Source organism: Candidatus Manganitrophus noduliformans (assembly GCF_012184425.1).
GTDB lineage: Bacteria > Nitrospirota > Nitrospiria > SBBL01 > Manganitrophaceae > Manganitrophus > Manganitrophus noduliformans.
In genome coordinates this window covers 12299-38141 of the sequence record NZ_VTOW01000009.1, presented here as the reverse complement: position 1 = coordinate 38141, position 25843 = coordinate 12299, and the positions used below count along the sequence as shown (strand labels likewise).

General features: G+C 50.3%; 28 protein-coding genes and 1 pseudogene. 5 read left to right on the top strand and 24 right to left on the bottom strand.

The window, feature by feature from the left end; translation table 11 throughout:
• The first annotated feature begins 5 nt into the window (after positions 1-5).
• The gene (locus MNODULE_RS23295; RefSeq protein WP_202882332.1) at positions 6-404 is read left to right on the top strand and encodes a DUF1634 domain-containing protein; all 399 of its coding nucleotides are present in this window, start codon (positions 6-8) and stop codon (positions 402-404) included.
• On the opposite strand, the gene MNODULE_RS23290 is transcribed toward MNODULE_RS23295, so the two are convergent.
• From MNODULE_RS23290 to MNODULE_RS23245, 10 genes and pseudogenes are all read right to left on the bottom strand, one after another.
• Positions 380-817: a hypothetical protein gene (locus MNODULE_RS23290; RefSeq protein ID WP_202882331.1), complete on the bottom strand. Its 438-nt coding sequence runs from the start codon at positions 815-817 to the stop codon at positions 380-382. The two genes, MNODULE_RS23295 and MNODULE_RS23290, sit on opposite strands and share 25 nt — an antisense overlap.
• 86 nt (positions 818-903) lie before the next feature.
• On the bottom strand, positions 904-2400 hold the full coding sequence (locus tag MNODULE_RS23285; protein WP_181071188.1) for a potassium/proton antiporter: 1497 nt from the start codon (positions 2398-2400) through the stop codon (positions 904-906).
• 164 nt (positions 2401-2564) lie between these two features.
• Entirely contained in the window at positions 2565-3062 is a 498-nt protein-coding gene (locus MNODULE_RS23280) for a universal stress protein (protein ID WP_168063601.1), read from the bottom strand.
• A gap of 95 nt (positions 3063-3157) precedes the next feature.
• Complete coding sequence (locus MNODULE_RS23275) at positions 3158-3616, bottom strand: hypothetical protein (protein ID WP_168063600.1); 459 nt, start codon at positions 3614-3616, stop codon at positions 3158-3160.
• A gap of 31 nt (positions 3617-3647) precedes the next feature.
• Complete coding sequence (locus MNODULE_RS23270) at positions 3648-4088, bottom strand: nuclear transport factor 2 family protein (RefSeq protein WP_168063599.1); 441 nt, start codon at positions 4086-4088, stop codon at positions 3648-3650.
• Positions 4089-4400: 312 nt separating this feature from the next.
• Positions 4401-5579: pseudogene (locus MNODULE_RS23265) on the bottom strand (cation:proton antiporter domain-containing protein); the annotation flags it as partial.
• A 386-nt stretch (positions 5580-5965) separates the two neighbouring features.
• Positions 5966-6589 carry a YbhB/YbcL family Raf kinase inhibitor-like protein gene (locus MNODULE_RS23260; RefSeq protein ID WP_168063597.1) on the bottom strand — a complete coding sequence of 208 codons (624 nt, stop codon included), beginning with the start codon at positions 6587-6589 and terminating at the stop codon, positions 5966-5968.
• Positions 6590-6770: 181 nt separating this feature from the next.
• Positions 6771-7250 carry a hypothetical protein gene (locus MNODULE_RS23255; RefSeq protein WP_168063596.1) on the bottom strand — a complete coding sequence of 160 codons (480 nt, stop codon included), beginning with the start codon at positions 7248-7250 and terminating at the stop codon, positions 6771-6773.
• A gap of 269 nt (positions 7251-7519) precedes the next feature.
• Positions 7520-7909: a type II toxin-antitoxin system VapC family toxin gene (locus MNODULE_RS23250; protein ID WP_168063595.1), complete on the bottom strand. Its 390-nt coding sequence runs from the start codon at positions 7907-7909 to the stop codon at positions 7520-7522.
• Complete coding sequence (locus tag MNODULE_RS23245) at positions 7906-8163, bottom strand: hypothetical protein (RefSeq protein WP_168063594.1); 258 nt, start codon at positions 8161-8163, stop codon at positions 7906-7908. The genes MNODULE_RS23250 and MNODULE_RS23245 overlap by 4 nt, the downstream gene beginning before the upstream one ends.
• A gap of 403 nt (positions 8164-8566) precedes the next feature.
• Here MNODULE_RS23245 and MNODULE_RS23240 point away from each other — a divergent pair, with 403 nt between their 5' ends.
• Positions 8567-8851, top strand: a complete 285-nt coding sequence (locus MNODULE_RS23240) for a type II toxin-antitoxin system Phd/YefM family antitoxin (protein WP_168063593.1) — start codon at positions 8567-8569, stop codon at positions 8849-8851.
• Positions 8848-9276: a type II toxin-antitoxin system VapC family toxin gene (locus MNODULE_RS23235; protein WP_168063592.1), complete on the top strand. Its 429-nt coding sequence runs from the start codon at positions 8848-8850 to the stop codon at positions 9274-9276. The genes MNODULE_RS23240 and MNODULE_RS23235 overlap by 4 nt, the downstream gene beginning before the upstream one ends.
• Before the next feature lie 207 nt (positions 9277-9483).
• On the opposite strand, the gene MNODULE_RS23230 is transcribed toward MNODULE_RS23235, so the two are convergent.
• Entirely contained in the window at positions 9484-10152 is a 669-nt protein-coding gene (locus MNODULE_RS23230) for a transposase (protein WP_168063591.1), read from the bottom strand.
• A 242-nt stretch (positions 10153-10394) separates the two neighbouring features.
• Between MNODULE_RS23230 and MNODULE_RS23225 the strand changes: the two genes are divergently transcribed.
• A complete protein-coding gene (locus tag MNODULE_RS23225) occupies positions 10395-10637 on the top strand; it encodes a type II toxin-antitoxin system Phd/YefM family antitoxin (RefSeq protein WP_168063590.1) in 243 nt (80 codons plus the stop codon).
• Positions 10634-11014, top strand: a complete 381-nt coding sequence (locus tag MNODULE_RS23220; protein ID WP_168063589.1) for a type II toxin-antitoxin system VapC family toxin — start codon at positions 10634-10636, stop codon at positions 11012-11014. Before MNODULE_RS23225 ends, MNODULE_RS23220 begins: the two co-directional genes overlap by 4 nt.
• 647 nt (positions 11015-11661) lie before the next feature.
• Here the strand turns inward: MNODULE_RS23220 and MNODULE_RS23215 are convergent.
• From MNODULE_RS23215 to MNODULE_RS23160, 13 genes are all read right to left on the bottom strand, one after another.
• Positions 11662-12099: a type II toxin-antitoxin system VapC family toxin gene (locus tag MNODULE_RS23215; RefSeq protein ID WP_168063588.1), complete on the bottom strand. Its 438-nt coding sequence runs from the start codon at positions 12097-12099 to the stop codon at positions 11662-11664.
• Positions 12084-12290, bottom strand: coding sequence for a hypothetical protein (locus MNODULE_RS23210; protein WP_168063587.1), 207 nt, complete (start codon positions 12288-12290; stop codon positions 12084-12086). The genes MNODULE_RS23215 and MNODULE_RS23210 overlap by 16 nt, the downstream gene beginning before the upstream one ends.
• Before the next feature lie 535 nt (positions 12291-12825).
• Positions 12826-13005: a hypothetical protein gene (locus tag MNODULE_RS23205; RefSeq protein ID WP_168063586.1), complete on the bottom strand. Its 180-nt coding sequence runs from the start codon at positions 13003-13005 to the stop codon at positions 12826-12828.
• A 160-nt stretch (positions 13006-13165) separates the two neighbouring features.
• The gene (locus MNODULE_RS23200; RefSeq protein ID WP_168063585.1) at positions 13166-13477 is read right to left on the bottom strand and encodes a hypothetical protein; all 312 of its coding nucleotides are present in this window, start codon (positions 13475-13477) and stop codon (positions 13166-13168) included.
• 63 nt (positions 13478-13540) lie between these two features.
• On the bottom strand, positions 13541-13723 hold the full coding sequence (locus tag MNODULE_RS23195) for a hypothetical protein (RefSeq protein WP_168063584.1): 183 nt from the start codon (positions 13721-13723) through the stop codon (positions 13541-13543).
• A 115-nt stretch (positions 13724-13838) separates the two neighbouring features.
• Positions 13839-13970, bottom strand: a complete 132-nt coding sequence (locus MNODULE_RS25180; RefSeq protein ID WP_272953326.1) for a hypothetical protein — start codon at positions 13968-13970, stop codon at positions 13839-13841.
• A gap of 2481 nt (positions 13971-16451) precedes the next feature.
• Complete coding sequence (locus MNODULE_RS23190) at positions 16452-16985, bottom strand: hypothetical protein (protein ID WP_168063583.1); 534 nt, start codon at positions 16983-16985, stop codon at positions 16452-16454.
• 120 nt (positions 16986-17105) lie between these two features.
• Positions 17106-18620 (bottom strand): sigma-54-dependent transcriptional regulator, encoded by a 1515-nt coding sequence (locus MNODULE_RS23185; RefSeq protein ID WP_168063582.1) that lies wholly within the window; start codon positions 18618-18620, stop codon positions 17106-17108.
• Positions 18621-18912: 292 nt separating this feature from the next.
• Positions 18913-19287, bottom strand: a complete 375-nt coding sequence (locus MNODULE_RS23180; RefSeq protein ID WP_168063581.1) for a response regulator — start codon at positions 19285-19287, stop codon at positions 18913-18915.
• A 105-nt stretch (positions 19288-19392) separates the two neighbouring features.
• The gene (locus tag MNODULE_RS25590) at positions 19393-19818 is read right to left on the bottom strand and encodes a response regulator (protein ID WP_422666773.1); all 426 of its coding nucleotides are present in this window, start codon (positions 19816-19818) and stop codon (positions 19393-19395) included.
• A gap of 249 nt (positions 19819-20067) precedes the next feature.
• Positions 20068-21483 (bottom strand): sigma-54-dependent transcriptional regulator, encoded by a 1416-nt coding sequence (locus tag MNODULE_RS23170; RefSeq protein ID WP_168063579.1) that lies wholly within the window; start codon positions 21481-21483, stop codon positions 20068-20070.
• Positions 21455-24616, bottom strand: a complete 3162-nt coding sequence (locus tag MNODULE_RS23165; RefSeq protein WP_168063578.1) for an ATP-binding protein — start codon at positions 24614-24616, stop codon at positions 21455-21457. Before MNODULE_RS23165 ends, MNODULE_RS23170 begins: the two co-directional genes overlap by 29 nt.
• A 172-nt stretch (positions 24617-24788) precedes the next feature.
• Complete coding sequence (locus MNODULE_RS23160; protein WP_168063577.1) at positions 24789-25835, bottom strand: methyltransferase; 1047 nt, start codon at positions 25833-25835, stop codon at positions 24789-24791.
• Positions 25836-25843 lie beyond the last annotated feature (8 nt).

Below are 25843 nucleotides of genomic sequence, written 5' to 3'. Positions count from 1 at the left end.
CGTTCATGAAGATGAAGATCGCGGTTTCGGAAAAGGTCTGGAGCGATCATCGGGTCGAACAGATCGTCGGGAATCTGCTCCGCTTCGGCGTGACGGTTGCTGCGATGATCGTCCTGATCGGCGGGTCGCTTTACCTGATTCGATACGGCGCAGCCCTTCCCCCCTACCGCGGTTTTCAGGGGGAGCCCGACGACCTGCGGAGCGTTTCGGGCGTCGTGGCCGATGCCCTGTCTTTCCGCAGCCGCGGTTTGATTCAGTTGGGACTCCTCTTACTAATCGCGACGCCGGTGGCTCGGGTGGCCTTCTTGGCCTTCGCGTTTGTACGCCAGCGTGATCGTTTTTACGCCGCCATGGCGATTATCATTCTGGCCCTGCTTCTTTACGGCTTGATTTTGGCCCCATGATATCTGCCGCGTGCGGCCGGACCCCGATGAACCACTTGGGCTGCATCGCCTCGAAGTCGGTTCTTCGAGAGATATTTCGCCGGGTCGAGAACGACCGGCTCTCCCCCTTCTCGAACGAACACCACCCAGTGCCAAAAGGGCCAGTCATTTTCGATGTGATATTTGATCGCAAGGAGCGCCTGATCCGGTAACTCCTTCCAAGACGTAAAGGGCGTCTCTTCTTCGGATTGCTGAAGGCCGTATTCTTTCAGAAGGCGCCGGACGTAGCCGGTCTCCGAATAAAGCCGGATATCTTCTGCAAAGATGCCGAGGCGGTTCGCCAGCGCTTTGACCGCGGCATACTTCTGTCCGGACAACATCGCCACACTCGCCAGGCCGCAGCCGGTCGGCTCTTCTTGGAGAACAACTTTCATCGTTCCCTATTTCCCCTTGCGGTTTAGCGTGTGCATCTTCGCAAGCCATTTTTCTCGACCGGCCGGGGATCCCTCCCTCGGGCCAATCAGGCGAGAGGCCTTACTCCTTCAGTGGATGAATCCCCTTCGATGAAAGAGCGGGCTTTTGTAAGGGCTTCTTGATTCCCTAAAATCAATAAAATATCTTCCGGTTCAAGAACCGTTGCTCCGGTGGAGACAAGGAATTCATCCTTTCTCCTGATCAAGACGATCAGGGCTTCCCGGGGAAAGCCGACATCCACGATCTGTTTTCCGACCACGGGAGAGCGGCTCGGGATTTCTATCTCAATCAGCTCCCCCTTGACCCTTTCATTGGGCCCATAGGTGATCGGATAGGGAGACCGGTCGGGAAGGGGGGCTTCGACCCCGAGTTTTCTTGCGACCCAGGGGATCGACGATCCTTGCAAAAGGGCGGAGGTCAGGACGATAAAAAAGACGAGGTTGAAGAGGGTATCGGCCTGGGGAACACCGGCCAGCAGCGGGAAGGTCGCTAAAACGATCGGAACCGCGCCGCGCAGTCCCACCCAGGCCAACAAAAGTTTCTCTTTAATGTCCATCTTGAATGGAAAGAGGGTTAAAAAGACGGCGAGGGGACGGGCGACGAAAATCAGAAAGGCCGAAATGAAGAGGCCGGCCCCGATGACCGGAACGAGCTGCGATGGAAAGACCAGCAGCCCCAGGGTCAGGAACATCGTAATCTGCATCAGCCAAGCCACCCCGTCCTGAAAGCGCATCAAGCTCTTCTTATGAATGAAGTCGCTGTTCCCCATCATCAGACCGGCGACATAAACCGCCAAGAACCCATTCCCTCCAAGCGAGGCGGTCGCCCCATACGTGAGGAGAACCAAAGAGAGGGTCAGCACCGGATAGAGCCCTTCATACTCCAGCCGCATCCGGTTGACCAGGTGGGTCATCCCTCTCCCCATCGCGTATCCGAGGAGGGCGCCGACCGCCATCTGCTGAACGAACATCGGGATCAGATCGAGCATGGAAGCGCCCGGATCGGACAAGAGACCGATCATGCCGATCGTGAGGAAGACCGCCATCGGGTCGTTGCTTCCCGATTCGAGCTCCAGCAACGGCTTTAAATTTCCCCGCAAGCTGACATTCTTCGACCGAAGGACCGCGAAAACCGCCGCCGCATCGGTGGAGGAGACGATCGCCCCGAGAAGCATCCCTTGAATAAATGAGAGATCGAGAATCAGCATGGCAAAGAGGCCGACCAGCACCGCCGTGATCAGGACACCGAGCGTGGAGAGGGCAAGGCCTTTTCCGAGGACGGGACGAACCCTTCTCCAATCGGTGTCGAGGCCGCCGGAAAAAAGAATAAAGGAGAGAGCGATGACCCCGAGCGACTGGGCCAGCCGGAAATCGGCAAATTCGATCCCCCCGGGTCCGTCCGATCCGGCGAGCATGCCGATGAGGATGAAGAGGAGAAGCGAGGGAACCCCCAATCTCCCCGAGGCTTTGCTGGCGAAGACGCTGATCAGAATGAGAATAGAAGCGCCGACGAGAATGTATTCAATGTGGAAATCAGAGATCATTGCGCAAACGGCTCTCTTTTATGGCTTCGGCGGGAAAGCGCCGGCCTTCCATAAGGAATGATCGAAGAAGTGAGAGGGAAAGGAAAACTCAGGAAATCTCTTTAAAATGTTAAGGTATGACGCCGAAAAAGGCAAGGGCGAACTCCTTTTTTGAGACGCAAGATTCAATCCGGGCCTGCGCGTCTTCTCTTTTTTATTGCCGCGCGGGTCTTGGGCCTGACGACATACACCGGGCAGGGGGCCTTTTGCGCCACCCGCTCGGCCACGCTCCCCATCATGAAGCGGTCGAGACCGGTCCGGCCCTGCGTGCCGAGCACGATCAGATCCGCCGAGGTTTCTTCGGCGGATTTGAGAATTTCGTAGAACGGAATCCCTTCTTTCAAAATCGGATGAACCTTGATCCCTTTGCGACCGACCTCTTTGGCAAGGGTCATCAGTCGACCGCGCTCCTTTTCCCTCACGTTATTAATCCATTCAAGGACCGCGATGCTCCCTGCGCCGATACGGCTCGACGCGGCCGGATTGTAGACCGGTTGCTCGAACACATGGAACAGGTACAGCTCCGCCTTGACGTTTTTTGCCAAATAAACGGCATGGTCGAGGGCCTCTTTTGAATAATTCGAAAAGTCGGTTGCCATTAAAATCCGACGCAGGATCGCCATGATTTATTCTCCTTTTTCAGCAGGGGTTCGATCAGACGCGTGTCTTCTTCCTTTCATCATTCAACGTTCCGCTGACTGCGTTTTAATGAAAATAGTTATAAAACGGGAGGCCGCTTTTTACGCTCGGTCCCCGCCTTGGAAGGAAGGCCAAAGACCTCGATAAACCACCTTGGCTGCATCTTCTTGTAGTCGGTTCTTCGGTTGTTCGAGAGATATTTCGCCGGGTCCAGAACCACCGGCGTTCCGCTTTCCCGGACAAAGACCACCCAGTGCCAAAAGGGCTGCCCGTCCTCAACGGGGTATTTGATTGAAAGAAGCGCCCTCTCCGGGAGGCTCTCCCAGGAAGTGAACGGCGTTTCTTGCTCAGAGACCCGGATGCCGTATTCCGCAAGAAGGCGCCTCACGTAGGTCGTGTCGGAGTAAAGCCGGGGATCCGCCGCAAAGATGCCGATGCTGTTTGCAAGCGCCTTTACTTCAGCATAACGCCGTTTTGCCAACATCGCCACGTTCGCAAAGCCGCAGCCGGTCGGCTCTTCTTGGATAACAACTTCCATGTGTCTCTCTTATCTCAGATAATTGCCGAACTCACCGCGACATGACCGGCGTGCGCTCCCACCGGAACTTGCGGTCGGACTCTTTGATCGGAACATCATTGATGCTCGCTTCACGTCTTCTCATCAAGCCATTTTCGGCGAATTCCCACTGCTCATTTCCATGAGAGCGATACCAGAATCCGGCGTCGTCATGCCATTCATACTCAAAACGAACCGAAATTCGATTATCGGTAAAGCTCCAAAGTTCTTTCTTGAGGCGATAATCGAGCTCCTTTTCCCATTTCCGTTTGAGAAATTCTTTGATCTTGTCTCGACCGCTGAAAAATTCCGATCGATTCCGCCACTGTGAGTCTTCGGTGTAAGCACCAGCGACCCGTTCCGGATCACGGCTGTTCCAGGCATCTTCGGCCGCCTGGACTTTTTCTTTGGACGTCTCAAAGGTAAACGGAGGAAGCGGGGGTCGTGTTTCCATGATTTGGAAATCCTTTTTTTCGGTTTAGCGGTGAAAGACGCTTATGTGTTCTTCCCGGTTCGTTTGACGGCCACCTCTTTTCCCTCCTTATGAAGAAGTGCATTGGAATGGGAGAATTCTCCAGGATCGATCGAGTCGTCGCTTGGTTCTGTATAATTCAACCTTCCACACCGAGTCAAATCACTGAAACGAATGAGTGAGAGAGATGACATTTCAGTCTGTCTTCATTTCCTAAGGAATAAAAGCCTGAGGATGAACACTATCGGCGGTTTTTCAATCGATCGGTCAGACGGCCGGACCCGGACTGGGCCGCAAGGTGGCGGCGAATTGAAAAATAAATGGATTGAGGATGATCGAAAGCAGCGCGCCGGCCAGGATCAGGTTGTACCCCTCGGACGGCAGCAGGCCCAGGCTGACGCCGAGCCCGCCCAGGATAAATGAGAACTCGCCGATCTGCGCCAGCGCGGCCGACACCATCAGCGCCGTATCGAGCGGACGCCCCAGCGCCAATACGATGACCGCCGCCGCGACCGACTTGCCGACCAGGATGATTCCAACCGCCGCCAACACTTGAAAAGGCTGCCGCACAAGGATGCCGGGGTCGAAGAGCATCCCGACCGACACAAAGAAGAGCACCGCGAAAATGTCCTCCAACGGTTTCAGATCGGTCGCCGCCCGGTGGCTCACGTCGGACGCGTTGATCACGACCCCGCCGAAGAACGCCCCAAGAGCGAAGGATACGTCGAAGAGCTTGGCCGAGCCGAAAGCGACACCCAGGGCGATCGCTACCACGGCGAGGGTGAACAGCTCGCGCGAGCCGGTGCTTTCCACCCGCTTCAGCAGCCAGGGGAACAGGCGGCGCCCGAACAGCAACATGAAACCGATGAACGTCGCCACCTTGAAGAGGGTCACGCCGAGCGCGACCGCGACATTCGACGATTCGGCGCCGCCGGACGGCTTTCCGTCGAGCAACCCCGCCAGGGCCGGCAGCAAGACGAGGGTGAGCACCATGACCAGGTCTTCGACGATGAGCCAGCCGACGGCGATCCGGCCGTTGTCCGAGTGGAGAACGTTTCCCGCCTCCAGCGCGCGGAGCAAGACCACGGTGCTGGCGACCGATAATGCCAGTCCGAAAACCAATCCCGCGCCGAGCGACCAGCCCCACCAGGAGGCGAGGCCGGCGCCCAGCGCGGTGGCCGCCGCGATCTGAACGACGGCGCCGGGCAGCGCGATGCTGCGAACCGCCATCAGGTCCCCCACCGAAAAGTGCATGCCGACGCCGAACATCAGGAGGATGACGCCGATTTCAGCAAGTTGCGGCGTCAGCGCGCCGTCGGCGACGAACCCCGGCGTGAACGGTCCCACGGCCATCCCGGCCAGCAGGTAGCCGACCAGCGGTGACAAGCCGAGGCGGAGCGCGATAAACCCCAAAAAAAATGCGAAGGCAAGCCCCATCGCAAGGGTGGAAATCAGAGAGATTTCGTGAGGCATTCTGAGACTCCAAAATGGTCCGGTTAGGTGAAATCACAACACGCGAACGATGGGCCGCAGACCGATAAGAATCTGCGCGATCGGCCACGACTTCTGGGCGAATTTCCAAAATCTCGGAGCGGTTGAAGCGCCTTCGTTGTCGGGAAAGGTCAGTGTAATGGATCTGGAATTGGAAGGATGAGTGTCATTGCCCGGGCAATGACACTCGCCAAGCGTGCCCTGATACGAAGGATATCTGAAAATCCTTTGCTTCTTCTCTATATATGATACTTTTTTCTTTGAGTCAAGAAATTAAACGGGCTGCGAGGAACCGGGCCTTTCGATTTTTCTCAGGGATGACCCGGCCCCTCCGTCCGTAAGACGCGGGGCGGAATTCCATTTGCGATCTAATCCCGCGGGTTCGGGTTCAGGGCGTAGGTCCCGATCAGCGTCGCTTTATCGAGGATATGCCCCTGCATCGCCTTGAGCGCGTCGGGCCCGTTGAACCGCTCCGGCATCTTGAGCGACGGGACGTCGAGCGCATAGACGGTGAAGTGGTAGTGGTGGAGCCGCTCGTCGTTGAAGGGGGGCCACGGCCCGTCGTAGCCGCCATAGTCACCCCCCATCTGAGGGTCGTTGCCGAACCATTCCTTGTAGTTGTTGATCCCGCGCACGCCGTAGGTGACCTTCCCCGGCTTCTTTCCTTTGGGGGTGAAGCCGTCCGAGTCTTGCCCTTCGGCCAGCGCGGTCATGTTCGCCGGAATGTCGACGAGGACCCAGTGATAGAAATCGACGCGCGGCAGGTTGTACGGAACGGTTCGATCCGATTTGTTGACGTCGTCTGGCTTCGACGGCACGTCGGGGTCGTGGACGATGATTGCGAATGACTTGGTATTCGCCGGGAAGTCGGACCAAGAGATATGCGGGCTCTTGTTCTGTCCCGGAACGGGACCGCTCGGCCCCGGAACGCCCGCGGCGTTCACTTCGGGAATACGTTTGTTGTTCTGAATGGAGCGGCTGGTCACTTTCATCGGTTCTCCTCCTGAACGAATGGGTTATGCAGCGTTAATTGTCTGGAAGCATTCTCCATCAAACATCTCTTTCAAGGATTTTAGATCGCGCTCGACCAAAGCGGCATCCTTATCATACTTCTCATCGGACATCTCAGGCCAACGAAAATAAGTGAAGATCGCTTTCGAAAAGGGGACAGATCTATTTATAGTCGATACGTTTTACCAACTCAAACGATCCCAGCAGGTTCACCGCACCATTCAACATGACCTCCACCCGGTGCGTTCCGGGATAGTGCTTCCGCGTCGTCATCTCCGTCAATGAGATCGTCTTTCGAAGGGGGATGGTTTCTTTCGGGGCGAGCTCGATTGTTTTGAGTTTAAACGCCTTCGGACTGGTTTTGCCGTTGGCCTTCACGAAGTGGACACGAAAATCAACCAGCACCCGTTGCCGACGCGAGCCCTTGTTCACCACTTCAAAACCGATCGCAACCGAGCCGCCTGTTCGGGGACGTTTCGGTGTGATGGTGGCGTTACGAATCGCCACGTTGACCTTCTTGCCGAAGCCCAGAACGCCGAGCGCGCCCGGCTCGCCCCGTTTGATCGCCGAACGGAGCGCGTGACGAATGAGCCGGCGACGCTCTTCCGTTGCATCGGTCGTCCAGCGCCGGGCCGTTTCCACAAGCAGGTCAGGATGATCCTTCCCAATGTCGTTGAGATTGTTCGCTACGCTTCTTGGGGTCGCGTCTTGAATCTTGATGATCTGGGCCGTCGCAAATCAAGATTCCCAACGGCGTTGTTGACTCTAAGTGTAATTCATCCCATTCATCGATTTTTTTCAACCATTGGCTTCGGGCGGACTTTCCGGTCGGAAGAATGTAATCTGGGAGGAACGGTTTTTTAGAGAGCTTACGTTTTGCGATTCTTCAAAATATTTGTGATGTGATAAATTTATCTGCTTCTGCCAGAAACGGTCCTCTTTTTGATATCAGTCATGGGGTAATGTTTAATATTTTCTGTGGCAAGAATCGCTCCGATTGACTTGGCCGACGCGGCGATCAAGCAATCATCCAGTTCGAGGGTCTGACTCTTGATCCTGTTTTTGTAATTTCCCGCTTTTTCAGCGATCTCTTTCGTGATTTCGATGAGATTGAAACTATCCAGAAGTTCCTCTGTTTTCTTTCTCTCGTGCTCTCTCATCCGCGCAAAGATCTCCGCAACTGTGATAACGGAGCAATAGAGGGTTGCTTCATCGATGAGCGAAGAGAGAAAATCTCTCGCGGTCTCCTGGCCTCTCAAGAAGTTGATGAGGATATCCGTATCCAATACAATATTTTTCATTGCGAACGGGTCAGCCGTGTCGACTTTCTGAGTCTGCGGACGAATCCTTCCGTCCCTTCCTTCAATTCAGGATGATCCTTCTCCTTCCAGGCTCCAAAAGAGTCCTGAAGGGATTTCTTCAGTTTAAGCCGTTTCAGCTCCTTTCGAAGGGCTTCGGCTACCACCTTACTCTGCTGACGCCCCGGAACGGCTTTCCTGAACTCGTCGAGCAAATCTTCCGGCAAAAGAAAATTAGCCTGCTTTGAAGTCGCCATAAATCCTCCTTTTACAACTATATAGAGAAGTATATAGACTCTTTCCTACAGCGTCATTTTGAAAATAAATGTGAACTTGCGGAGGTCTCGTTTGACGAGAGTACAAATAGTGATTTTGTTCTAGATTTTTCATTTAAAATCTGGAATAGATCAGAAATGGCTCACACGAGGGCTTCAGTCAGACAGGAATTCCAATTGAAATATGCGATGCAGGGTGGGTCTTGCTGCTCGTTTGTTTCAGGAAGGATGTCTTGCAGGAATGTTCACCTACAAACACTCAAGATTTAACACCTTAAGATTGGAGTATTACGGCTAAAACTATGCACCTTAAATGATTTTGACAAATGATGCTATTATGACTAAAATGATCATATAGGTCATTATTCATAGATTGGAGGACAGCTTGGAGCGGACAGTCAATATCGCAGAAGCCAAGGCGCATTTCTCGTCCTTGATTGAAAGTGTAGCCCATGAAGGAGAGCGGATTCTCCTTCTATCCCATGGAAAACCCAAAGCAGCATTGGTCGGCGTCGAAGACCTAAAACGGCTCCAGGGTGGTCTGATGACAACAACGACGAGAACAGTGTTAACACACGCCGCCGAATTAAGGCGGAAAATTGCATCACGTGGTAAAAAGCACGATGCAATCGAGGATGATCTTGAAGCGATCAGAGGAAGCAAACGTTGAATGCGGTTTGCGTTGATGCTTCTTTTGCGCTGAAGCTTGTAATCCCTGAGCCAGAGAGCGAAGATGTGGCAGCAATGTGGGAGGAGTGGCAAACCACTGGAAGAAACGTGGTGTCACCTTGGTTGTTTGCATTCGAAGTCCTCGCTGTTTTGAGAAGGAAGGTCTTCCGAAAAGAGCTTTCATCTACAGAAGGTCGTCGCGCGTGGGAGATTCTCTCGGATCTGGCAATTGAGCTGCGTCATCACGACGCACTCTGGATAAAAGCATGGGAACTCGCATCGAAGTACGATCGGCCCACCACCTACGATACAGCCTATCTTGCCTTGGCTCATCTGGTCAAATGTGAATTGTGGACGGCTGATCGTAGGCTTGTGAACGCGGTCGGTAGGAAAGACACCAGGATTCGATTGATCGAATCTCGGTGAGGCGAAAATACCTTCCGAATATTATCTGCGATCGTTTGAGCGAATCTATTGAGTATCGGCTACAAGAGGATTTTCTTACCATCAGCAGTTAAATTGTGGGATATGATCATTGGCAAACGCACAGGGAGTGGGAGAGCGAGAAAGTTCAGTCGCCAGAAGGCTGCAGTGCCGGCCATCAATTTGTTGCTCCGGATACTGTGCTTTTTTTCATCTCGTATATTTAGGATCTTTGCAATTATTACTTTCGCTTAATTCAGCCCTTGAAATTTCCTTGCCCCATAGCTTATTCCCTGCCCTTCTTGGATTTTCCTTGAAATATTGATTCCGCTCGGTAAAATCACGGTCAATCGCAACCATGCAATCTTCAACAGAATAATAATTGCTGTTGTGAATAATCGTCTTTGCCATACCGCTGAAAATCGATTCAATAACGTTGAGAAATCGAGCGCAAGAGGGCAATGGCGCGCGCTTAACTATGGGAGTTTTATTGATCTCTCGACAACCGGGTGAATTAACTTCATTCACCTTCTCATAAAGTTTCTTTGATGCATGCCAAGATGCCGCATCCCATGAAAAGAAAATTCGATCTTCGTTCTTGTACTGTTTTAGTAGGACTTCAAGCAGCTTTATCATTTCATCAGTGTTCTTTTTTGGGGAATAAAAATGTGTCACTTGATTAGATAATAATTCAAGTGCAGCTGTTAATATTAATCTCCCTCTGCTTTTTTGCCATACCGGAAGCTCTATCAGATTGAAGATAACCTTCGGGCGCAACGGGTGACCGTCGAAGAGCGGCTGGACGGATCGATGCGGATCACCCATCAGGAGCGGCGGCTTCGGTATCGGCAGATTACCACCCGGCCGCTCAAAGCCCACGAAACACCGAAATCACCCCTCGCAGAGGCCCAGGACCAAACCATCACCGCAGCATCCTTGGAAAAAACATCCCTGGCTGCGAAAGAAAAAAGAGCCCTGCGCTCCGTTATCCTAAAACCGGACATTTCTATCTTGGTAGGATTAGGACATTTCTACTTTGGCTTGACATAACAATCTCGCCTGATTGACATTTCTCTGGATTCGGACTAAGCTTAGTCTAACTTTTACTGGAGACTTCAGATATGGAACAAGTTAATATTCATAACGCAAAGACCCATCTCTCCCAGCTATTGGAGCGGGCTGGTTCGGGTGAGGAGATCGTCATCGCCAAAGCAGGAAAGCCTGTAGCCAAATTGGTATCGGTGCAACCATCGCGAAAAAGACGTAAGAAGGGGCTGATGAAAGGGAAGCTTAAGATCAGCAAGGCCTTCGATAAACCGCTGCCAGAGGAAATTCGGGCCGCATTTGAGAGAGAAACAGAATGAGGTTGCTCCTGGATACTCACTTAATGCTCTGGTGGTTAACCGGTGATCGGCGGCTTCCCAAGCAAGCCGATCAGCTTATTGCGGACTCCGATAATGAAGTATATGTCAGCGCCGCCTCTATTTGGGAAGTCGCGATTAAATCTGCGCTTGGAAGAATTGAAGGAGACGTTACAGAGATCGAGGCTGCGCTGGGACCGAGTGGGTTTCTTCAACTGCCAATCAATGGTAAACATGCAGCTCAGGTTTCAAAGCTTCCTCCTCATCATCAGGACCCATTCGACCGAATGCTCGTGGCTCAAAGTCTTATTGAACCGATGCGTCTTCTGACTCACGATAGAACGCTGGCAAAATATGGAGAAATGGTCATCCTGACCTGAGGATTTCCACTCGTATCTATATAGGTATATCAAAGGTCGATGTTGCGGATTGCAGGAAGAATATCCCAATAATGGGCTGACCCTCAGCCCAGCTATGAGCTGTTCGCCAACCAATCCTTTTCCTGGCTGATTTTACACGACAGAAGGCTGAATAAGAGCATAGGCCGTCATGAGAAAATCAGTCTCATAAAAGGAGAATGCTTTCATGCTTGGACCTCACAAAGATGGAGTTCCGAGAGCTACAGTATTAGGCGTCCTAAAAGAGGTCTCTTTTACATCTGGCTTTTCTGTATAAGCCAGTTTGCACTTAATGTCAATATATTGCCAAGGGGGATGAAATGAAGTCTTTAAATGCGCCTCTGATCCCTTCCAACAAACCGAAACTCCCCGATCAGCTCAGAGCCGCCATACGCCTCCGCCATGATAGCATTCACCCAGAAGAGGCCTCTGTCCAATGGGCGCACCGGTTTATTTTATTCCTTGGAAAGAGGCATCCGGAAGAGATGGGTCGCCCGTATTCGAATGGTACAAAAGCTGCTGGGGCTCAAGGATGCCGGCACCACGATGGTTTATACGCATGTGCCGAAGCAGGGAGGAAGCGGGGTTCGCAGCCCCTTAGACGTTATTTGATCTCTCCATGGCCCTGTTCAATCCGGAGAGGAGAACTTCAAGCCGGGAACGTGAGCGGCGATTCCTTCGAACTCTTTTAGACTCCTCGTGATCACGGTGGCGCCGATTCCCCTCGCGGTCAAGGCGATCAGGAGATCATTCATCGGTCCAAGCCGGTCTTTTAAACCGCTTCCGTTTCCATGAATACGTCGGAAGAGGCTGCCGGCCCAATCATAGCTCTCCGCGTCGGGCGAGATCAGCCGGCTCGCCGGAAAGGCCGCCTTGATGCGGTCCACGGCCCGCTTACGTCGCGGGGTATCCGCGCCGAACCGAAGTTCCATCAGGACAACGGATGGAAGAAAACGAATCACATTCCCCACGTTTCCGAAGACCCAGTCCGAATGAAGCTGAAGCCTCAGATAATCGACAAAGACATTTGTATCATGAACGACCTTCCCTTTTACAGATACGGCCATTTTCGATCGTCTCCTTTGAGGCGGCCTTTCAGCGGTTTCATCGTTCGAATGATCTCCTCTTCCTCAACGAGCAATGAAAGCGCTTTATCGATCGCTTCCTGTTCGGACTTTACGCCGAAATAACGCTTGGCGATATCGATCTTCTTCTGATCCAATTTAAGATGCTTATGCCTCATCACGGGGGAACTCATGCGACGCCTCCTTTATGTACATTCGATGTACATATTTTATCAATTTCATCAAAATCCCGCAACTTCCTATATCGGATTAAAAAAACCACGTCGATCAAACAGCAGTTCCTGATTGCCTTGTTTTATTTCTCAAAATAAGAAAACCCGAGGCAGAATCACTCCGGCTCGCGTACCGACTGTGGGCTCGCGTCTTGAATCTTGATGATCTGACCTGATCAAGATGCAGAATTCTCTTTTTGATGAATCATTGATTGCATTCTGCGTCAGCTTACCAGTAGGACTATCATATAAAAAATGATTACAGCGAGAGCCAAGAAGCGATCATTTCCGATTAAAGTGTCTATGCCTGGAGGTTTTCCAGCCTATTTGCTTTCAGGGAAGAGGAAGGGTGGAGACCTCCACCCGTCAAGCGTTCACGAGGGATCCGGAGCGCAAGATGATCCGCTATCTATGGGAAGCCGATCCGGGCCATCGGAAAGAGAGACCCGGCTGAATTCTCCAACCGGGTCTCTCCCCTATCGTTTACAGGTCTCGGTTAGAAGCTCCAGGTGCGAGCGCCATCCTTCGGATCGACGAAGGAGGTCAGGAACCGGTCCTGCTCGATCTGCCCTTTCTGATGTCGAAGCGGGCTGCTGTAGTGGCTCGAGTACCGCGGGCCGCCGTTCCAGGTTGCGATAAACTTTCCGCCTTTTTTCTGCGCGCTGCTTTTAGCCATGTGGGTATCCTCCCTGTTTTTGAATGAAGTTGATTTCGTTTTTTCTTGACAGGAAGACCCCTAAACAGTAGACTTATCTTTGAGTGTAAAAAGAGTCGTCTCCTGAAAAGGGGCCCTCTCGAAGGGGTCAATCAGCTCCAACTGGTTGATCCCTTTTTTATTACCGCCTCCATGGAAGCCGGCCGAATTCAAAGCGAAGCTTCTCCCACCGCGACTCCGCGAACGAAGCGCTCACCTGACAGCGCAACCGCTCCTGATCGTTATAAATCTCGAAGCAGAGTCTCTTTCCCAAGAGGCGCCCTACCCATCCCGGCCGTCGGATGACAAAGGTGATCTTTTCCGACTCGTACCGAAACGCCGCCCCTACTTGGGCAAGCGCGACGGCATCCGAAAACGAGAACGACTCCTCGGCCGCTTTTTCTCCCAGCGTCGCCATTTTCTCCAGCTGCGCGATCTCCGTGTTCTCTCGCATCGACTCCTCCTATGATTTGACGGTTTACTGAAAGCACTCTCCTCTCTGTGGCGTAATCCTCTTTTATCGGGTCAAATAGAGCCTTGCCAGTCGGATCTCCCTCATATAGTCCTTCGCCTCCGGAAAGTGACCCTCAGCCTCCCTCCGAACTAAGCGAAGTGCCGGCCGGCCTGTATAAACGCGGGCCTTCATTGCTTCCTGAAATAATTCCGCCTCTTTTGCCTCGTCCACGCAAATGGGTGCCATGATTCGTCTCCTTTTTATGATGGTTGTCGGTTTGGATAAATCGTAGAAACTTTCGACGGGATAAGCTCGAGCGTGGTGAATCGCTCGTGGGATTGGTTTTCTGCCTTCTTTCTTGTTACCTGAAAATCATCTGCCGGAGGCGGTTTGCTCTCAGCACCTCCTTGACACCGCCGCGCCTTCCGAAACGAACGAGATCCTCTCCGGTCTGAGGACGAACCAAAACGACACGGACGTTACCCTGCTGCATACGATCCTCCTTTGTTGGTTGTAGAATCCTCACGTCACTTCCGAAGCGACCATGAGAATCCGTCGGGTTTTACGGTGAACGAACGAAGAGAGATTTCCACGAATGCTCTGTCTCCCGGGAACAGAAAGGCCGCAATGAAACTGTCGTAAGAGATGACTCCCCTACCGTGTTATTGCGATTGATCCGCTTTAATGCGGATCACACGTTAAGATGGATCGCTGCCGATTGGCGCTCGGGTTTGATTCACATTCCGATTTAGTTTCAGGCGATCCATACAGGAGAGGCGGCCCGTTGTCCTGTCGGCGCCGACATGGTAGAAAGCGAAAATGTCAAACCGGCCGCTGAAAGGGTGTCAAAACGCGCCCAACCATCTGTTCGATAAAGAAGATCAAAGATCGACCTTCCTGCGATGCCGACGGCCCCTGAAACACCCTCGTAACCGAAATCGTGCCGATCTGTTCCGGGTAAAGATCACATTCTCAAATGCCGGCCGGTGAAGAGCGGGTAGATTAACCAAAGCAATCTGCACACCGCTACAAGCTGGAATAAAAAGGCCGAATAAACCGAGTGACCCGATTTATCCGGCCTTCCAATGCGAACATCGGCTCAGGTTAATTCAGACAAACGTAAACGAGCGATCCAAATCTACTGCCCAATCTGACCCGTTGGTAAGAGGGAGAGCCGATCGGCCTGGACCGAGGCAATGGTGGATTGCATCGCCGGCAAACCTCAAAGAGATCCATCACCGCGGGCGGCGCGTCGGACGTCGACCGCCTCAGACGCGGACCCTTCGAAATAAATCTGCTTGCTTGGTGGCACCGGACACACCAGTATCGATGGACAACGTGTTTCATAATCAGCCTCCAATCTGCACGCGCCAAACGTCATTGTGACGGTCGAAATGATTCGTTCAAGTAACGCCAGGATCATCCCGGTCCGAAGATAATGCAGCCATGATGGAGATCGTGAACATAAGAAAGCGATCGATCGAAGAGCTTCTGATGCGACACGCGTTCAAAGCTGACGCGAGCGATCCTTACAGAGATCGTGCGAGACGAGACGCTAATGATTCCGAGGGAAGACATCGGCGAACGCACCTGACGGAGAGGATCCCAGTCGATGACGAAGGAGATCGTCTGACCCGTGAAAATCGATACGGCCGGTGCAAGGGAGACCTTCAAGACGTTATTCGAGCGATAAAGCGAAAACACTCATCGAACCGCCATAGGGTGAATTAGGTCACTGATGTTGAGGAAGGACAATACGGGGCAAAAACGCTAAGAGATGAAAATCTCGGGGAATTTGACGTGCATTGAAAGTTAGCGGAGCGAGGACATAAAAAAGCCCTTCCGCCGGATCCAGATGTCGTTAAAAGGGCAGAAAGGAAATAGTGGTGATATTTTGGGCTGTTATGCCCGACACTCCCTCGATGAGGGGCCTACTACATTGATTACAAAATCAGAAATACCATGCTCGGCTATCGCTGTCAAGAAAAAAATCATCGGCCTACGATATAAAGCGCGCGATATACCTTAGATGTATCGAGATATCGTTACTGAGACATCTTAGGACAGAACAGACAATCATAACGTAAGTAGCTCGTCCCGCGTAAAACATTCGTGATTGTAATACGTTGTGCTACATCGGGGGAGGACGTCAGGAGGTGGATTGGGAGGAGGGTACGGAGAGGTAACAGGAGGAGTCCGCGGAGGATAGGCCCGACGAATTTAAAAATTATTTTCGTTTTTGTCGAAAAAAGAAATTTTTAGAATGGTCAGACAGGTGGGGGGGCAGCGACAGAGCGATTATCGAAATGACTCATCACACGTGATTGGATCTTTTGATCGAAACTGTCGGGACCGGATCTGAGAATATAAGCGTCGATAAGAAGGGGTAATGAGGGCAAGAATATGGAGTTATGCGTTAGCGTGGAGGTGCTTTTCGGCATTAGTACGGGACTTCCGCTGTTTCCCGCTATCGCAACTGGTGAACTGATGTGTGAATTTGAGAGGAGAATTGAGCGGTGAACGCCCGATCTTGGGTCGGCTTGGGCTGTCGAATTCTATCTCTCGTGTCCGGATCTCTCGCGCCATTTTCACACAGCTCGGTTTTTGGCAATGCCTTACCTGAAGGTCCGACGTGATACACAGCTGGTCACAAATGCGACACGAAATCCACCTCCACACTTCTGGATTTCTTTCAACGAAAGACAGAATATCGCTCGGGCTGCGTCCGATTGTACGCGCGACTTCAAAGAGATCGCATCCAATAAGAAGCAATGTGACAACTAAATGTTTGTTCTCGACTGACAGTTGAACATTGCGTGACGCGGTTTTAGGGTATGTTGTCACCTTAATCTGCTTCCATATTTTGGATACCCGCAATAGGCTAGAACCGCATAAGGGGGCCGCCTGCTTTGCCGTAAATCCGGCCGCCTTTGCCAGGCACAAGAAAGAATAACGGTCTTTTCCAGATAAAGGTTTAGGATAATTCATTCTGTTTTTGGGCCATGGATGCTATCACAGATGTCAGGTGATGGAGTTTCTCTTCCAACTCTCGAATTCTTCGCTTTAGTTTCTTCCTTGATCGTAAAGTACTCGAAAGAAGTGTCAAATCGCGTTTTCGATCTTTAGCTGTATATCCATTTGGGGTAAGTAAATGGCGAAGATAGCGATACCACACGACCACGTAATCGGCTTCCAGCGCTTCACCGGAGAGGAAGAGGTGCTGGCTGATTTCAGCCAAATGCTTTATTTTTTCGACAGGAAAGCCGGTCTTCAAATGAATTTCTTCCAGTGGAAGAGATTGCTCACAGAAAGCCCCGCAAATACGTATCAATTCCAGATCTTTCTCGATGCAGTGGTATAGGGCAATGAAAAACCGCACCCTGAGATTATTCACAGCACCACTTTCGTCAATCGGATCGAAACGATCATTTGACGCCGAACGCTTCAGGAGCCCCTCTCCCAGCAGCTTCTCAAGCTCTTTACCATTGACGGGACGATGCGAGTTCATCTCAGTTCCTCTGAAACAGTAGATCACTGTCCATCGGATTTCTTTTTTTAGAGTCATGCTATTTAATCAATGGATCTCGAGAGGCAATGTTGATGCGCTTAACGATGCCATCATATTTTTCTAAACAGAATGAATCTTCAAGCTGCCATTTTCTGGGCCTGCCGAGATCGTCACCGACGGTGACACACTCTCAGCTGAATCTTTAGACTTCAAGCCGTTGGTCCCAATAGAATGGCCATTCCTTGATCCAGGCATCTCCTGAATCGCAAATTTTCTAATGAAATGGAACAAACTGCCGCGTGCAATTCCGAGTTCCCTCGCTGCTTGGTTGCGGTTGCCATTACAGGCATTCAGCGTGTTCACGATGAGCTGTTTTTGGAATTCCGTAACGCTCTCCCGGAAAGACTTCGGCGTTGATGTCATAACCGGAAAACTTCGATTGTTACGGGTTAGGAGTGCAAAGTGGCGCGGCACTAAGTAGTGCGATTGGGACGTAGTCAGTGTACCCCATAGGGTCTGCGCAAGCTCTCTGATATTTCCAGGCCAGTTGTGCGCAGTGAGCATCTCAATCGCTTCGGGGACAATTTCAAAGTACTCACCCGATTGTTTTTCGTGTTGCTCGAGGAAATGCTGGATCAGCAACGGGATGTCTTCCCGTCGCTTGCGAAGCGGTGGGAGAGTAAATCTAAGTGTGTTTAGCCGAAAATAAAGATCTTCACGGAATCGCCCCCTTCTGATTAATTCCTCCAATTCGATGTTTGTTGAGGCGATCACCTGCGCTTGAAGCGGCATTGGCTTTTCAAATCCTAATGGACGGAATTCCCTTTCCCAGAGTACCCGTAGAAGGGCCGGCTGGATATCGGCCGGCATATTTCCGATTTCATCTAGTAGAAGAGTTCCCCTGCCTGCCGCTTCGAATTTCCCAACGAGGCGATCGGCATTATGAAATCCGGGGTACTTCGCGCGCACACCGAATAATTCCGATTCCAAGAGAGACTTGGTCATACAGCCGCAATCAATTGGAATAAAAGGCGCCTGAATACCCTTCTGAGCATGGATCGCGCGGGCGATCAGCTCCTTCCCTGTGCCGCTTTCTCCACAAATGAGTACCGAAGCTCGGGTTTCCGCCACTCTTGGAATCAGCTTATAGATCTGCCGCATGAGGGGGGACGTTCCAACAATTATTTGGTCGGTATTGATTCTAAAGCCGCCATCCTTATCTACCCTTCGGTTATTTTGAACTTCTATATCGACTTTCATCACGATTTGTTCGATCTGCTTGGATAGCCGATCGCGCTTGGATTTATCGATGTAATCGATGACACCTCGGCCGAGAGCTTTATCAATAATTTTGGGATCGGTCGTGTAACTAACGATGGCAATAGAGACATCTGGCTTAAGTTGCAGTGCTCTCTCAATAAAGAGAAGCCCTTTTTGTGGATCTCCATGGATTCCGATTTCCAGGAAGATGAGCACCGGTTCCTCCTTTTTCAGAATTTTCCAGGCGGTCTCAAAATTTTGGGTGATAGCGGTTTCGTACCGCGCAGCGTCTGCAACGGACTTGTAAAGAACCAGGAGATCAGGATTCTTTTCGACGAGCAAGATAATGTCGCTTTTTGTTCTCACAGAATCCATAAAGAATTACTCCTCATAATACCTATATTATTTAGGAGCATTATTTTGAACCGTCCCTAAACACAAAAGCTAAACCCGAAACAAACACCGGTTTTTGACGCAGGTTTCTCTGCTCCAATTAATTCAGCGCAGTACATTAGGAAGAAGCCGTTCACTCTGGGTTCTGTAAATGTCCCGCGATTACAGTGGGCATCGAACTTTAAGCGACGGGCCCGGGCGTTCTTGAACAAAGACCTCTCGTCAGCATTTTCGCTTTATGCACAGCGGTGAGCTTAATGGCTGTTCGCTACCATCAAAAAAGGTTCAGGAGGATCTGTTTTAATTCTTTCCGTCTTATAGGCTTACGGAAGATACCCTCGAGTCCAGCTTCCGCACCAAGAATGCGAACCTGAAGCGAGGGTGGAGTTTCGCTTAGAAGGATTTTCTTCGTCGACACCCGATCGCTGATCTGCTGGATGAGCTCCAAACCGTTAAGACCAGGTAACTCATAATCGGTAATCAAAAGCGCTATGTCCTCACTTGTAAGTATTCCGATTGCTTCTTCCGCTGAACCGGCAAACCGTATGTCGACCGGAAGATGCGGTCGATTGGCGAGAACGATTTTAATAAGATCCTCAATCTCATGTCGCTTTGCGCGATCATCATCCACAACCAGGATACCAATCATTCGGTCCTCCAGTTAAGCGTTCATGAGGCTTCCTCCTAAAAGAGGCTGTCAACCGACTCAAACCCTACGCAGCCTTTCCCTGTTCGGTGTGTATGGTTTCCGAAATTAGATTGCCTCCGCTCGTAAAAGAACTTTGCGCAAAACTTGTTTGAGCTCATCTCTATTAAGAGGCCTTTCAAGCGCCGAATGAATTCCTACCCGAATCAATTGCTCCATTTCATCCAAGGTAAGGCGAACCTTTGCGACCAATACAACTCTCTTTATCGAGGACCTATTCGGAATCGATTGAACGAAGTGGAATCCGTTGATTCGTAGTGCTGTATGCTCGATCAAAAGTAGATCAGTTCGGTGACGTTGAATGAATCCTAATGCCTGGGTTCTAGATGATGTGCCGATCACCTTTGCGGGGACAAACCGAATCTCGTTCAACAGCGTTTCAACAAGGCGTCGAAGCGGATTCAGAATTTCTCTGTCTCCGGGGATGACGATTAATACATTTTTCAATCCGAAAACCCCGCGGAAAGATACCATACAAGAATCAATACGCCGATACCTATCGCAAATCGTGTGCCCAATTTGGATTTTATTTTTCGCCTCGGGGTGAGTTGCCGTTTTCGTGAGAAATTATTTTAAAAATAGATGCTTAGAAGATAAGACCGCTCTGCGGAAGACCGCCAAAGGGAGGGCATTAAAGTAGGGGGGTGTCGCTGATTCGCTACAAATTGTAGCACTCTCACTCACAGCATGTCGCGAATGCGCTACAATTTCAATCACCGCTTATCACATTTCCTCCGTTTTATTAAGTCCATGAAAATTGATCAGGCGAATGAAATGAGTCCTGTGAAGCCCGAGGAGCTTGGCCGCTTCCGATTGATTACCCTTTGTCCGATCAAGGGCCAATCGCAACAGTTTTTTCTGATATTCCTGAACCATTTTCTTATAGTTGCCGACGATGGGCGGGCTGGGTTTTTCCGGCTCATTCGCTGCTCCGGACTCCGCCCGCGATCTCGTAGCGCCTGAGCCAGAGAGCTCGATATGCTTGGGCGTCAAATACTGGGACTGAGTTCCTATCAGAGCACGATGAACGGTTTTGACCAGTTCCCGAACGTTGCCGGGCCAGTCATATTCAATCAGTTTCTCCAATGTCTGCGGCAATACTTCTACAGTTCTATCGGTCTGGAACCGGTACTGATCCAGAATGTAGCTAACGACAAGCGGAATATCCTCCTTGCGCTCCCGCAGAGGTGGCAGGAGAATGGGTACATCGTTGAGACGGTAATAGAGATCTTCCCGAAATCTTTTGGACTCAATTGCGAGTTTAAAATCAATATTGGTCGACGCGATAATTTGCGCGAGAAACTGGATCTTCTCGGAACCTAGCGGACTAAACCTCCTCTCCTCCAAAACTCGGAGGAGCTTAGCCTGGAGCCCTATACCCATGTTTCCGATCTCATCCAGAAGGAGCGTTCCTTCCCCGACCACCTCCATTTTTCCGATCAGCGGCTCTGTGTTATGGAATCCCGGATAACGCGCCTTCACACCGAAGAGCTCACTCTCCAGAACTGACTCAGGAACAGCCCCACAATCAATGGAGATATACGGGGCTGCTGATTCCTTCCTGTCGTGAATCGCCTCGGCAACCAGCTCTTTTCCCGTCCCGCTTTCCCCAAGAATTAGCGCAGTGGATCGGCTCCGAGCTACCTTCTCGATCAAAGCGTAGACCTCAAGCATCTTGGGGGATTGTCCGATGATGATCTTTCCAGGGCCGAAGATAAATCCGTTATGAAGCTCGATCTGCGTTTTTCTTCGCTTCTCAAAGAGTGTCCTCTTCAGAGTATGATGGACTCTAATAGGAAGGAGCTCATGGAGAGAGTGATCTTTTACGATGTAATCGACCGCACCGAGGTCGAGGGCCTTATTGATTATTGCGCTGTCACTGTGAGCACTGATGATGATAATCGGAAGATCGGCCTGATTTTCCAGCGCAGCGGAAATAAACGTGAGCCCTCCCTCCGGCGTCCCATCGAAGGACAGATCAAGGAGAACAAGATCCGGAACGTTTTTTTGGACAGCCTGCAGACCCGCCGACAGCTCTCGCTCGACATCCAGTGTGTATCGATGTGTCTCCAGGGCATCACTGTAAAGCTTAATATACCTAGGATCGTCTTCAACAATCAGAATGTGGCTGTTTTCCATCGATTGTAACCTCTTCCGGCTGCCTGATCTGGAGCCCTCCAGTTGGGATCCACGCCTTGACTGTTGTGCCCCTTCCGGGAGTGGAATCCAGAGTTAAACTGCCGCCATGGTGGGTCTCAATAATTCTCTTTGCAGTCCAAAGACCCAGGCCGGTCCCATCAATCTTGGTCGTGATAAAAGGCTTGAAGAGATTCTTCATTATCGGATCGGGAATGCCGACGCCGGAATCCCTGATCTCAATCATCACGCCTCCCGGATGAGGCACGAAAATCCCGATCTCTAGGATCCCGCTCATCCGCATCGCATCAAGGGCATTTGAAATGAGGTTCGAAAACGCCATTTCGAGCTGGTGTACATCTCCTTCCACATAGGGAATCTCCTCCCCATACTTCCGTTTCACCTCATATTTCGTACAACTTTCTTCCCATATCAGTCTAGAAAGACAAGCATCTAAAACTTTCGGCAGATGAATCCTGGCCATTTTCGGAGAATCAAGATGGGCCCTCCTGAGACCCTGCAGAATTCTGGAGATTGCTCGGGCAGCGTCTTCAATTTGGAAGAGGCTCTCATCAACCTTCTGACGGTTGGAGCGATCCAGCGCGATTCGGGCAATCCTGACGTAATTCTCAATCAAAGCGAGTGGAGTCTTGATGGCATGTACAAAGGTTCCGGAAGAGCTTGCAATTAACTCCATCTCAATCAGGCTCGATCTGGCAAGGTCCAGATCATTGCGTATTTGGTGCATCCGCAGGAGTGCAGCCATTCGTAACGAGAGTTCTTGAAGGTTACACGGCTTACCTATATAGTCGTCCGCACCCATTTGAATTCCAAACTCCATATCACCGAAGTTATTCCTTCCCGTGAGCATGATGATCGGTGTGGAGGCAAAGCTTGGATTAGCTTTTAAGATGCGACAGAGCTCCGGTCCATTTAGGATTGGCATTAATAAATCTGTGATGATAATATCTGGTTTTGTCGCCCGAACTAATTCTAGAGCCTGAAAACCATTGCTCGCTGTTTCGATGAGATAGCCATTTGCCTCAAGATATGTACAAACCACATTACGCTCAGTTTCAAGGTCGTCAACAACAAGAACCTTCTCACCATTGCCTCTGAAAACCTCTGATGCTGTATTATCAGCGTTAATGTTGGCGGGCGGCTGGGAATTTTTATAATAAATCTGGGGACTCCCGGACCGGGGTGGAGTATGAAGCTCCACTTTTTGGAGATCAAAAGGAAGATAAATTGAAAAAACACTACCTACACCGATTGTCGAATCCACATCAATAGTACCACCGAGACTCTCTATAATGCCTTTTGTCACCGTCAATCCGAGACCGCTCCCCTCAATGCTATCCACCTTCTTACCTCTACGGTAACGATCAAATATGGTGTCTTTTTCGTCAGGAGTCATTCCTCGACCGGTATCCCAAACGGAAATCTTTATCCGGTCATCATCTTTCTTGCAACAGATCCCGATCTGGCCTCGCTCAGTGTACTTGATGGCGTTGGAAAGAAGATTCGATACACATTGACGGATTCGCGCTTTATCGCCTTTGATCATGGGTAGATCATCATCAATATCCAATTGAATATTCAGACCTTTCAAATTAATTTCACTGAGTGCCAAATCAAGAGCTAGACGTACACATGAGGCAACTTCCACCGGTTGGAAATCATAGTGCATTACGCCCATTTCAATCTTGCTCAGATCTAGCAGGTAGTCGACGAGTTTTTTTATTTCGACCGCAGTGATACGAATGTTCTCGACCATACGTCTCTGATCCTCACTGATTTGATCAGGACTCCGCATCAGAACGCCTTCGGCGATTCTAGCTATACCCGAGAGAGGTCCCCCCAGCTCATGAGCCACTTCAGAAAGAAATTCCGTTTTTAAACGATCAAGTTCACGTTCCCGCTCCAGGAGTAGTGAATTTGAAAAGGCGATCGTCACTGCAGTGGAAAGTTTTGCGAGAAAAGCTTTTTCCCGTTGAGAAAACCTTCCGAGATTCCGTTTCCTCCCGAATACCAGAATTCCAAGAAGTTCGTCTTTCTGGACCAAGGGAAGACAAAGCGCAAAGGAGTGATTCCGAAGCCACGCAGAATGAGTACTATCTTTAGCTTCTCCACCTTGGGCCGGATCAAGCTCCTCCATTGATCCCATTTCAAATGTCTGCAATATTGATTCTCCAAGAGGGATGGTGTCGTTCATGTCCAAATCTTTCCGGGCAACTACGACAAGATGCTTCTTCTGAGGATCAAGAATCATGGCGCCGCCGCCATTAACGGTCAGGACTTGACAGACGCGATTGAGGATTCTGACAGCCATCGGTTGCAACTCCTGGAGAACGGCCAAGTCGCTGATTACTTCGTCCAGTGTCTTTGCCAAATCGTATTTTCTGCGATCAAAGAGTTGATCAACATAAGGCTGAGCGAAATAAAGATAGAGCCCCGCGATACAGCTAATTCCGCTGACTGCTACCGCCCACTGCCAGTTAGGCACATTCTGCAGGTGCGGCCTGAGCCATATAGCCGAAGTAAAGATGACTGCAATAGGCCCCAAAGAAACGATAAGCCAACTTAGCGTCTTATGCAGGACAGTTTCAATGTCGAAAGCGTTATATTTAACGATGCTATAAAAAGTTGCAACCGTATAGATCAAAAAACCGCCAGTTTGTAGGTAAAAGTGCTTCATACTCTTGAGAATAACAACTTCGACTAATGAGAACTGGAGCCCAAATATTATTGAGAGAGAGAACCACATCACAATCACTTTCAGCGCCATTTGAGCTGGTCTGTCACATTGGGCATACCGAAGCATTCTGTATTTATAGAGGAGAACTCCAATCATTGTGCCGAGACTAGCAATAGCATATAGGATATAGATTCTAAAAAAGAGCGTTGGTTCAAACGTATGAATATCGCCGAGAACATTGTGCTGAGAGAAATTACCTCCGACAAGAGATCCCCCGGTAATACCTGCAGCGCATATCGTAAACGGAGCCAAAATCCTGCCGGCGTGTGGAGTCGGTTTTGGAAACATTAACGAAAAAAAAACTGTCGACAATAAAAACACCGCCAACGTTGCATCGTAGAGACTGTGCCATGGGAGTGGGACTTCGCCACGTGCCACACTCCACTCCATTTTCAATAGAAAGAATGAGACAAGCCCCGCGGAGAGACACATAAAAAAGAAAGCGACATTCGGACGTGTTCGACGCTGCCTAATAACGAAAAAACCCATAAAGGTGGTCAATACAATCGTTACTAGAGGCAGGAGAATTGGTAGGAAATTCATCGGTTTTTTAGCTTTTTTCGGCAGCTAAAACAGAGGCTCCCGGTCCGACTCTCAGGTTCTTGAGTCGGATATTTTTGAAACCGGCTTCTGTCAGCCAGTCCTGAACAGTATCGAATCTATAGCTTCTTCCACTCGTCATTACGAGAAAAAGCAGTTCTGCCATAGAGGCGAGATAAGATGTAGATTTATTTACGTTATTAAGCTGATCTAAGATCAGAAGCACTCCCCCTGAATTTATAGTTCCCATTATTTTTCCAAAAATCTGTCTGATCTGTTCCGGCTCAAAATGATGAATTACATTCATTAGAAGGACAACGTCGTAACCGGTTCCCCAAGAATCTTTCGTAATATCTCCTTCTTTGAATTCGATTCTATCTGTCACATCACCATAATGCTTTCTTATGATCTCATTTCCAATTTCAATAGCTTGAGGTAAGTCAAAGATGACGGACTTCAAATGAGGATACGCTCGGCAGAACGCTGCTGAGTACCCGCCGTGACCTCCACCTATATCCAGGAGGAGTTTCGGAGAAGACCTTACCAACCTTCTTAGAACTATTTCTTTGGCGGCCATTCTCGAAAGATCATGAAGACCATAAAGATACCGCCTCCATTGAGTAATATCTAGAAGTTGCGCATGTAGATCCAAGGACTTTCCGGTTTTTACGGATTCCTCGAGATTACCCATTCTTTCCCAGTTGTCGTAATTAAACTCAATAAACCAGTTGACTGACTCGGAACTATCCGGTGTAACCCACTTGCGGGCTCTGGGAGAAAGAGAGTACCTTCCTTTCTGTTCTACAACGTAACCGGCGTTCTTGACGGCTTCTAAAAGGGCTTCAAGCCCTCTTATCTGGCAGGAAAGATCTCGGGCAAGCTCAGCGGAAGAAGCAGGACCCTTTGCCAAAGATGTAAAAATACCCAAACGATTAGCAGCCATAATAGCCCGCGTTTGCATCATCGCGACGAACGTATCCTCGGCGGGAAATGGAATCACGTTCATCTTCGAAAGAAACCACTCCAATACCGTTTGTGGAATCATACCAATACGCATAGGCGTTC

What these genes read in the sequence shown, in the direction of transcription:
- MNODULE_RS23295 (WP_202882332.1), top strand. Translation starts at nt 6, where the DNA reads ATGAAGATGAAGATCGCGGTTTCGGAAAAGGTCTGGAGCGATCATCGG.
- MNODULE_RS23290 (WP_202882331.1), bottom strand. Translation starts at nt 817, where the DNA reads ATGAAAGTTGTTCTCCAAGAAGAGCCGACCGGCTGCGGCCTGGCGAGT.
- MNODULE_RS23285 (WP_181071188.1), bottom strand. Translation starts at nt 2,400, where the DNA reads ATGATCTCTGATTTCCACATTGAATACATTCTCGTCGGCGCTTCTATT.
- MNODULE_RS23280 (WP_168063601.1), bottom strand. Translation starts at nt 3,062, where the DNA reads ATGGCGATCCTGCGTCGGATTTTAATGGCAACCGACTTTTCGAATTAT.
- MNODULE_RS23275 (WP_168063600.1), bottom strand. Translation starts at nt 3,616, where the DNA reads ATGGAAGTTGTTATCCAAGAAGAGCCGACCGGCTGCGGCTTTGCGAAC.
- MNODULE_RS23270 (WP_168063599.1), bottom strand. Translation starts at nt 4,088, where the DNA reads ATGGAAACACGACCCCCGCTTCCTCCGTTTACCTTTGAGACGTCCAAA.
- MNODULE_RS23260 (WP_168063597.1), bottom strand. Translation starts at nt 6,589, where the DNA reads ATGAAAGTGACCAGCCGCTCCATTCAGAACAACAAACGTATTCCCGAA.
- MNODULE_RS23250 (WP_168063595.1), bottom strand. Translation starts at nt 7,909, where the DNA reads ATGAAAAATATTGTATTGGATACGGATATCCTCATCAACTTCTTGAGA.
- MNODULE_RS23245 (WP_168063594.1), bottom strand. Translation starts at nt 8,163, where the DNA reads ATGGCGACTTCAAAGCAGGCTAATTTTCTTTTGCCGGAAGATTTGCTC.
- MNODULE_RS23225 (WP_168063590.1), top strand. Translation starts at nt 10,395, where the DNA reads ATGGAACAAGTTAATATTCATAACGCAAAGACCCATCTCTCCCAGCTA.
- MNODULE_RS23220 (WP_168063589.1), top strand. Translation starts at nt 10,634, where the DNA reads ATGAGGTTGCTCCTGGATACTCACTTAATGCTCTGGTGGTTAACCGGT.
- MNODULE_RS23215 (WP_168063588.1), bottom strand. Translation starts at nt 12,099, where the DNA reads ATGGCCGTATCTGTAAAAGGGAAGGTCGTTCATGATACAAATGTCTTT.
- MNODULE_RS23210 (WP_168063587.1), bottom strand. Translation starts at nt 12,290, where the DNA reads ATGAGTTCCCCCGTGATGAGGCATAAGCATCTTAAATTGGATCAGAAG.
- MNODULE_RS23205 (WP_168063586.1), bottom strand. Translation starts at nt 13,005, where the DNA reads ATGGCTAAAAGCAGCGCGCAGAAAAAAGGCGGAAAGTTTATCGCAACC.
- MNODULE_RS23200 (WP_168063585.1), bottom strand. Translation starts at nt 13,477, where the DNA reads ATGCGAGAGAACACGGAGATCGCGCAGCTGGAGAAAATGGCGACGCTG.
- MNODULE_RS23195 (WP_168063584.1), bottom strand. Translation starts at nt 13,723, where the DNA reads ATGGCACCCATTTGCGTGGACGAGGCAAAAGAGGCGGAATTATTTCAG.
- MNODULE_RS25180 (WP_272953326.1), bottom strand. Translation starts at nt 13,970, where the DNA reads ATGCAGCAGGGTAACGTCCGTGTCGTTTTGGTTCGTCCTCAGACCGGA.
- MNODULE_RS23190 (WP_168063583.1), bottom strand. Translation starts at nt 16,985, where the DNA reads ATGAACTCGCATCGTCCCGTCAATGGTAAAGAGCTTGAGAAGCTGCTG.
- MNODULE_RS23185 (WP_168063582.1), bottom strand. Translation starts at nt 18,620, where the DNA reads ATGGATTCTGTGAGAACAAAAAGCGACATTATCTTGCTCGTCGAAAAG.
- MNODULE_RS23180 (WP_168063581.1), bottom strand. Translation starts at nt 19,287, where the DNA reads ATGATTGGTATCCTGGTTGTGGATGATGATCGCGCAAAGCGACATGAG.
- MNODULE_RS25590 (WP_422666773.1), bottom strand. Translation starts at nt 19,818, where the DNA reads ATGGTATCTTTCCGCGGGGTTTTCGGATTGAAAAATGTATTAATCGTC.
- MNODULE_RS23170 (WP_168063579.1), bottom strand. Translation starts at nt 21,483, where the DNA reads ATGGAAAACAGCCACATTCTGATTGTTGAAGACGATCCTAGGTATATT.
- MNODULE_RS23160 (WP_168063577.1), bottom strand. Translation starts at nt 25,835, where the DNA reads ATGCGTATTGGTATGATTCCACAAACGGTATTGGAGTGGTTTCTTTCG.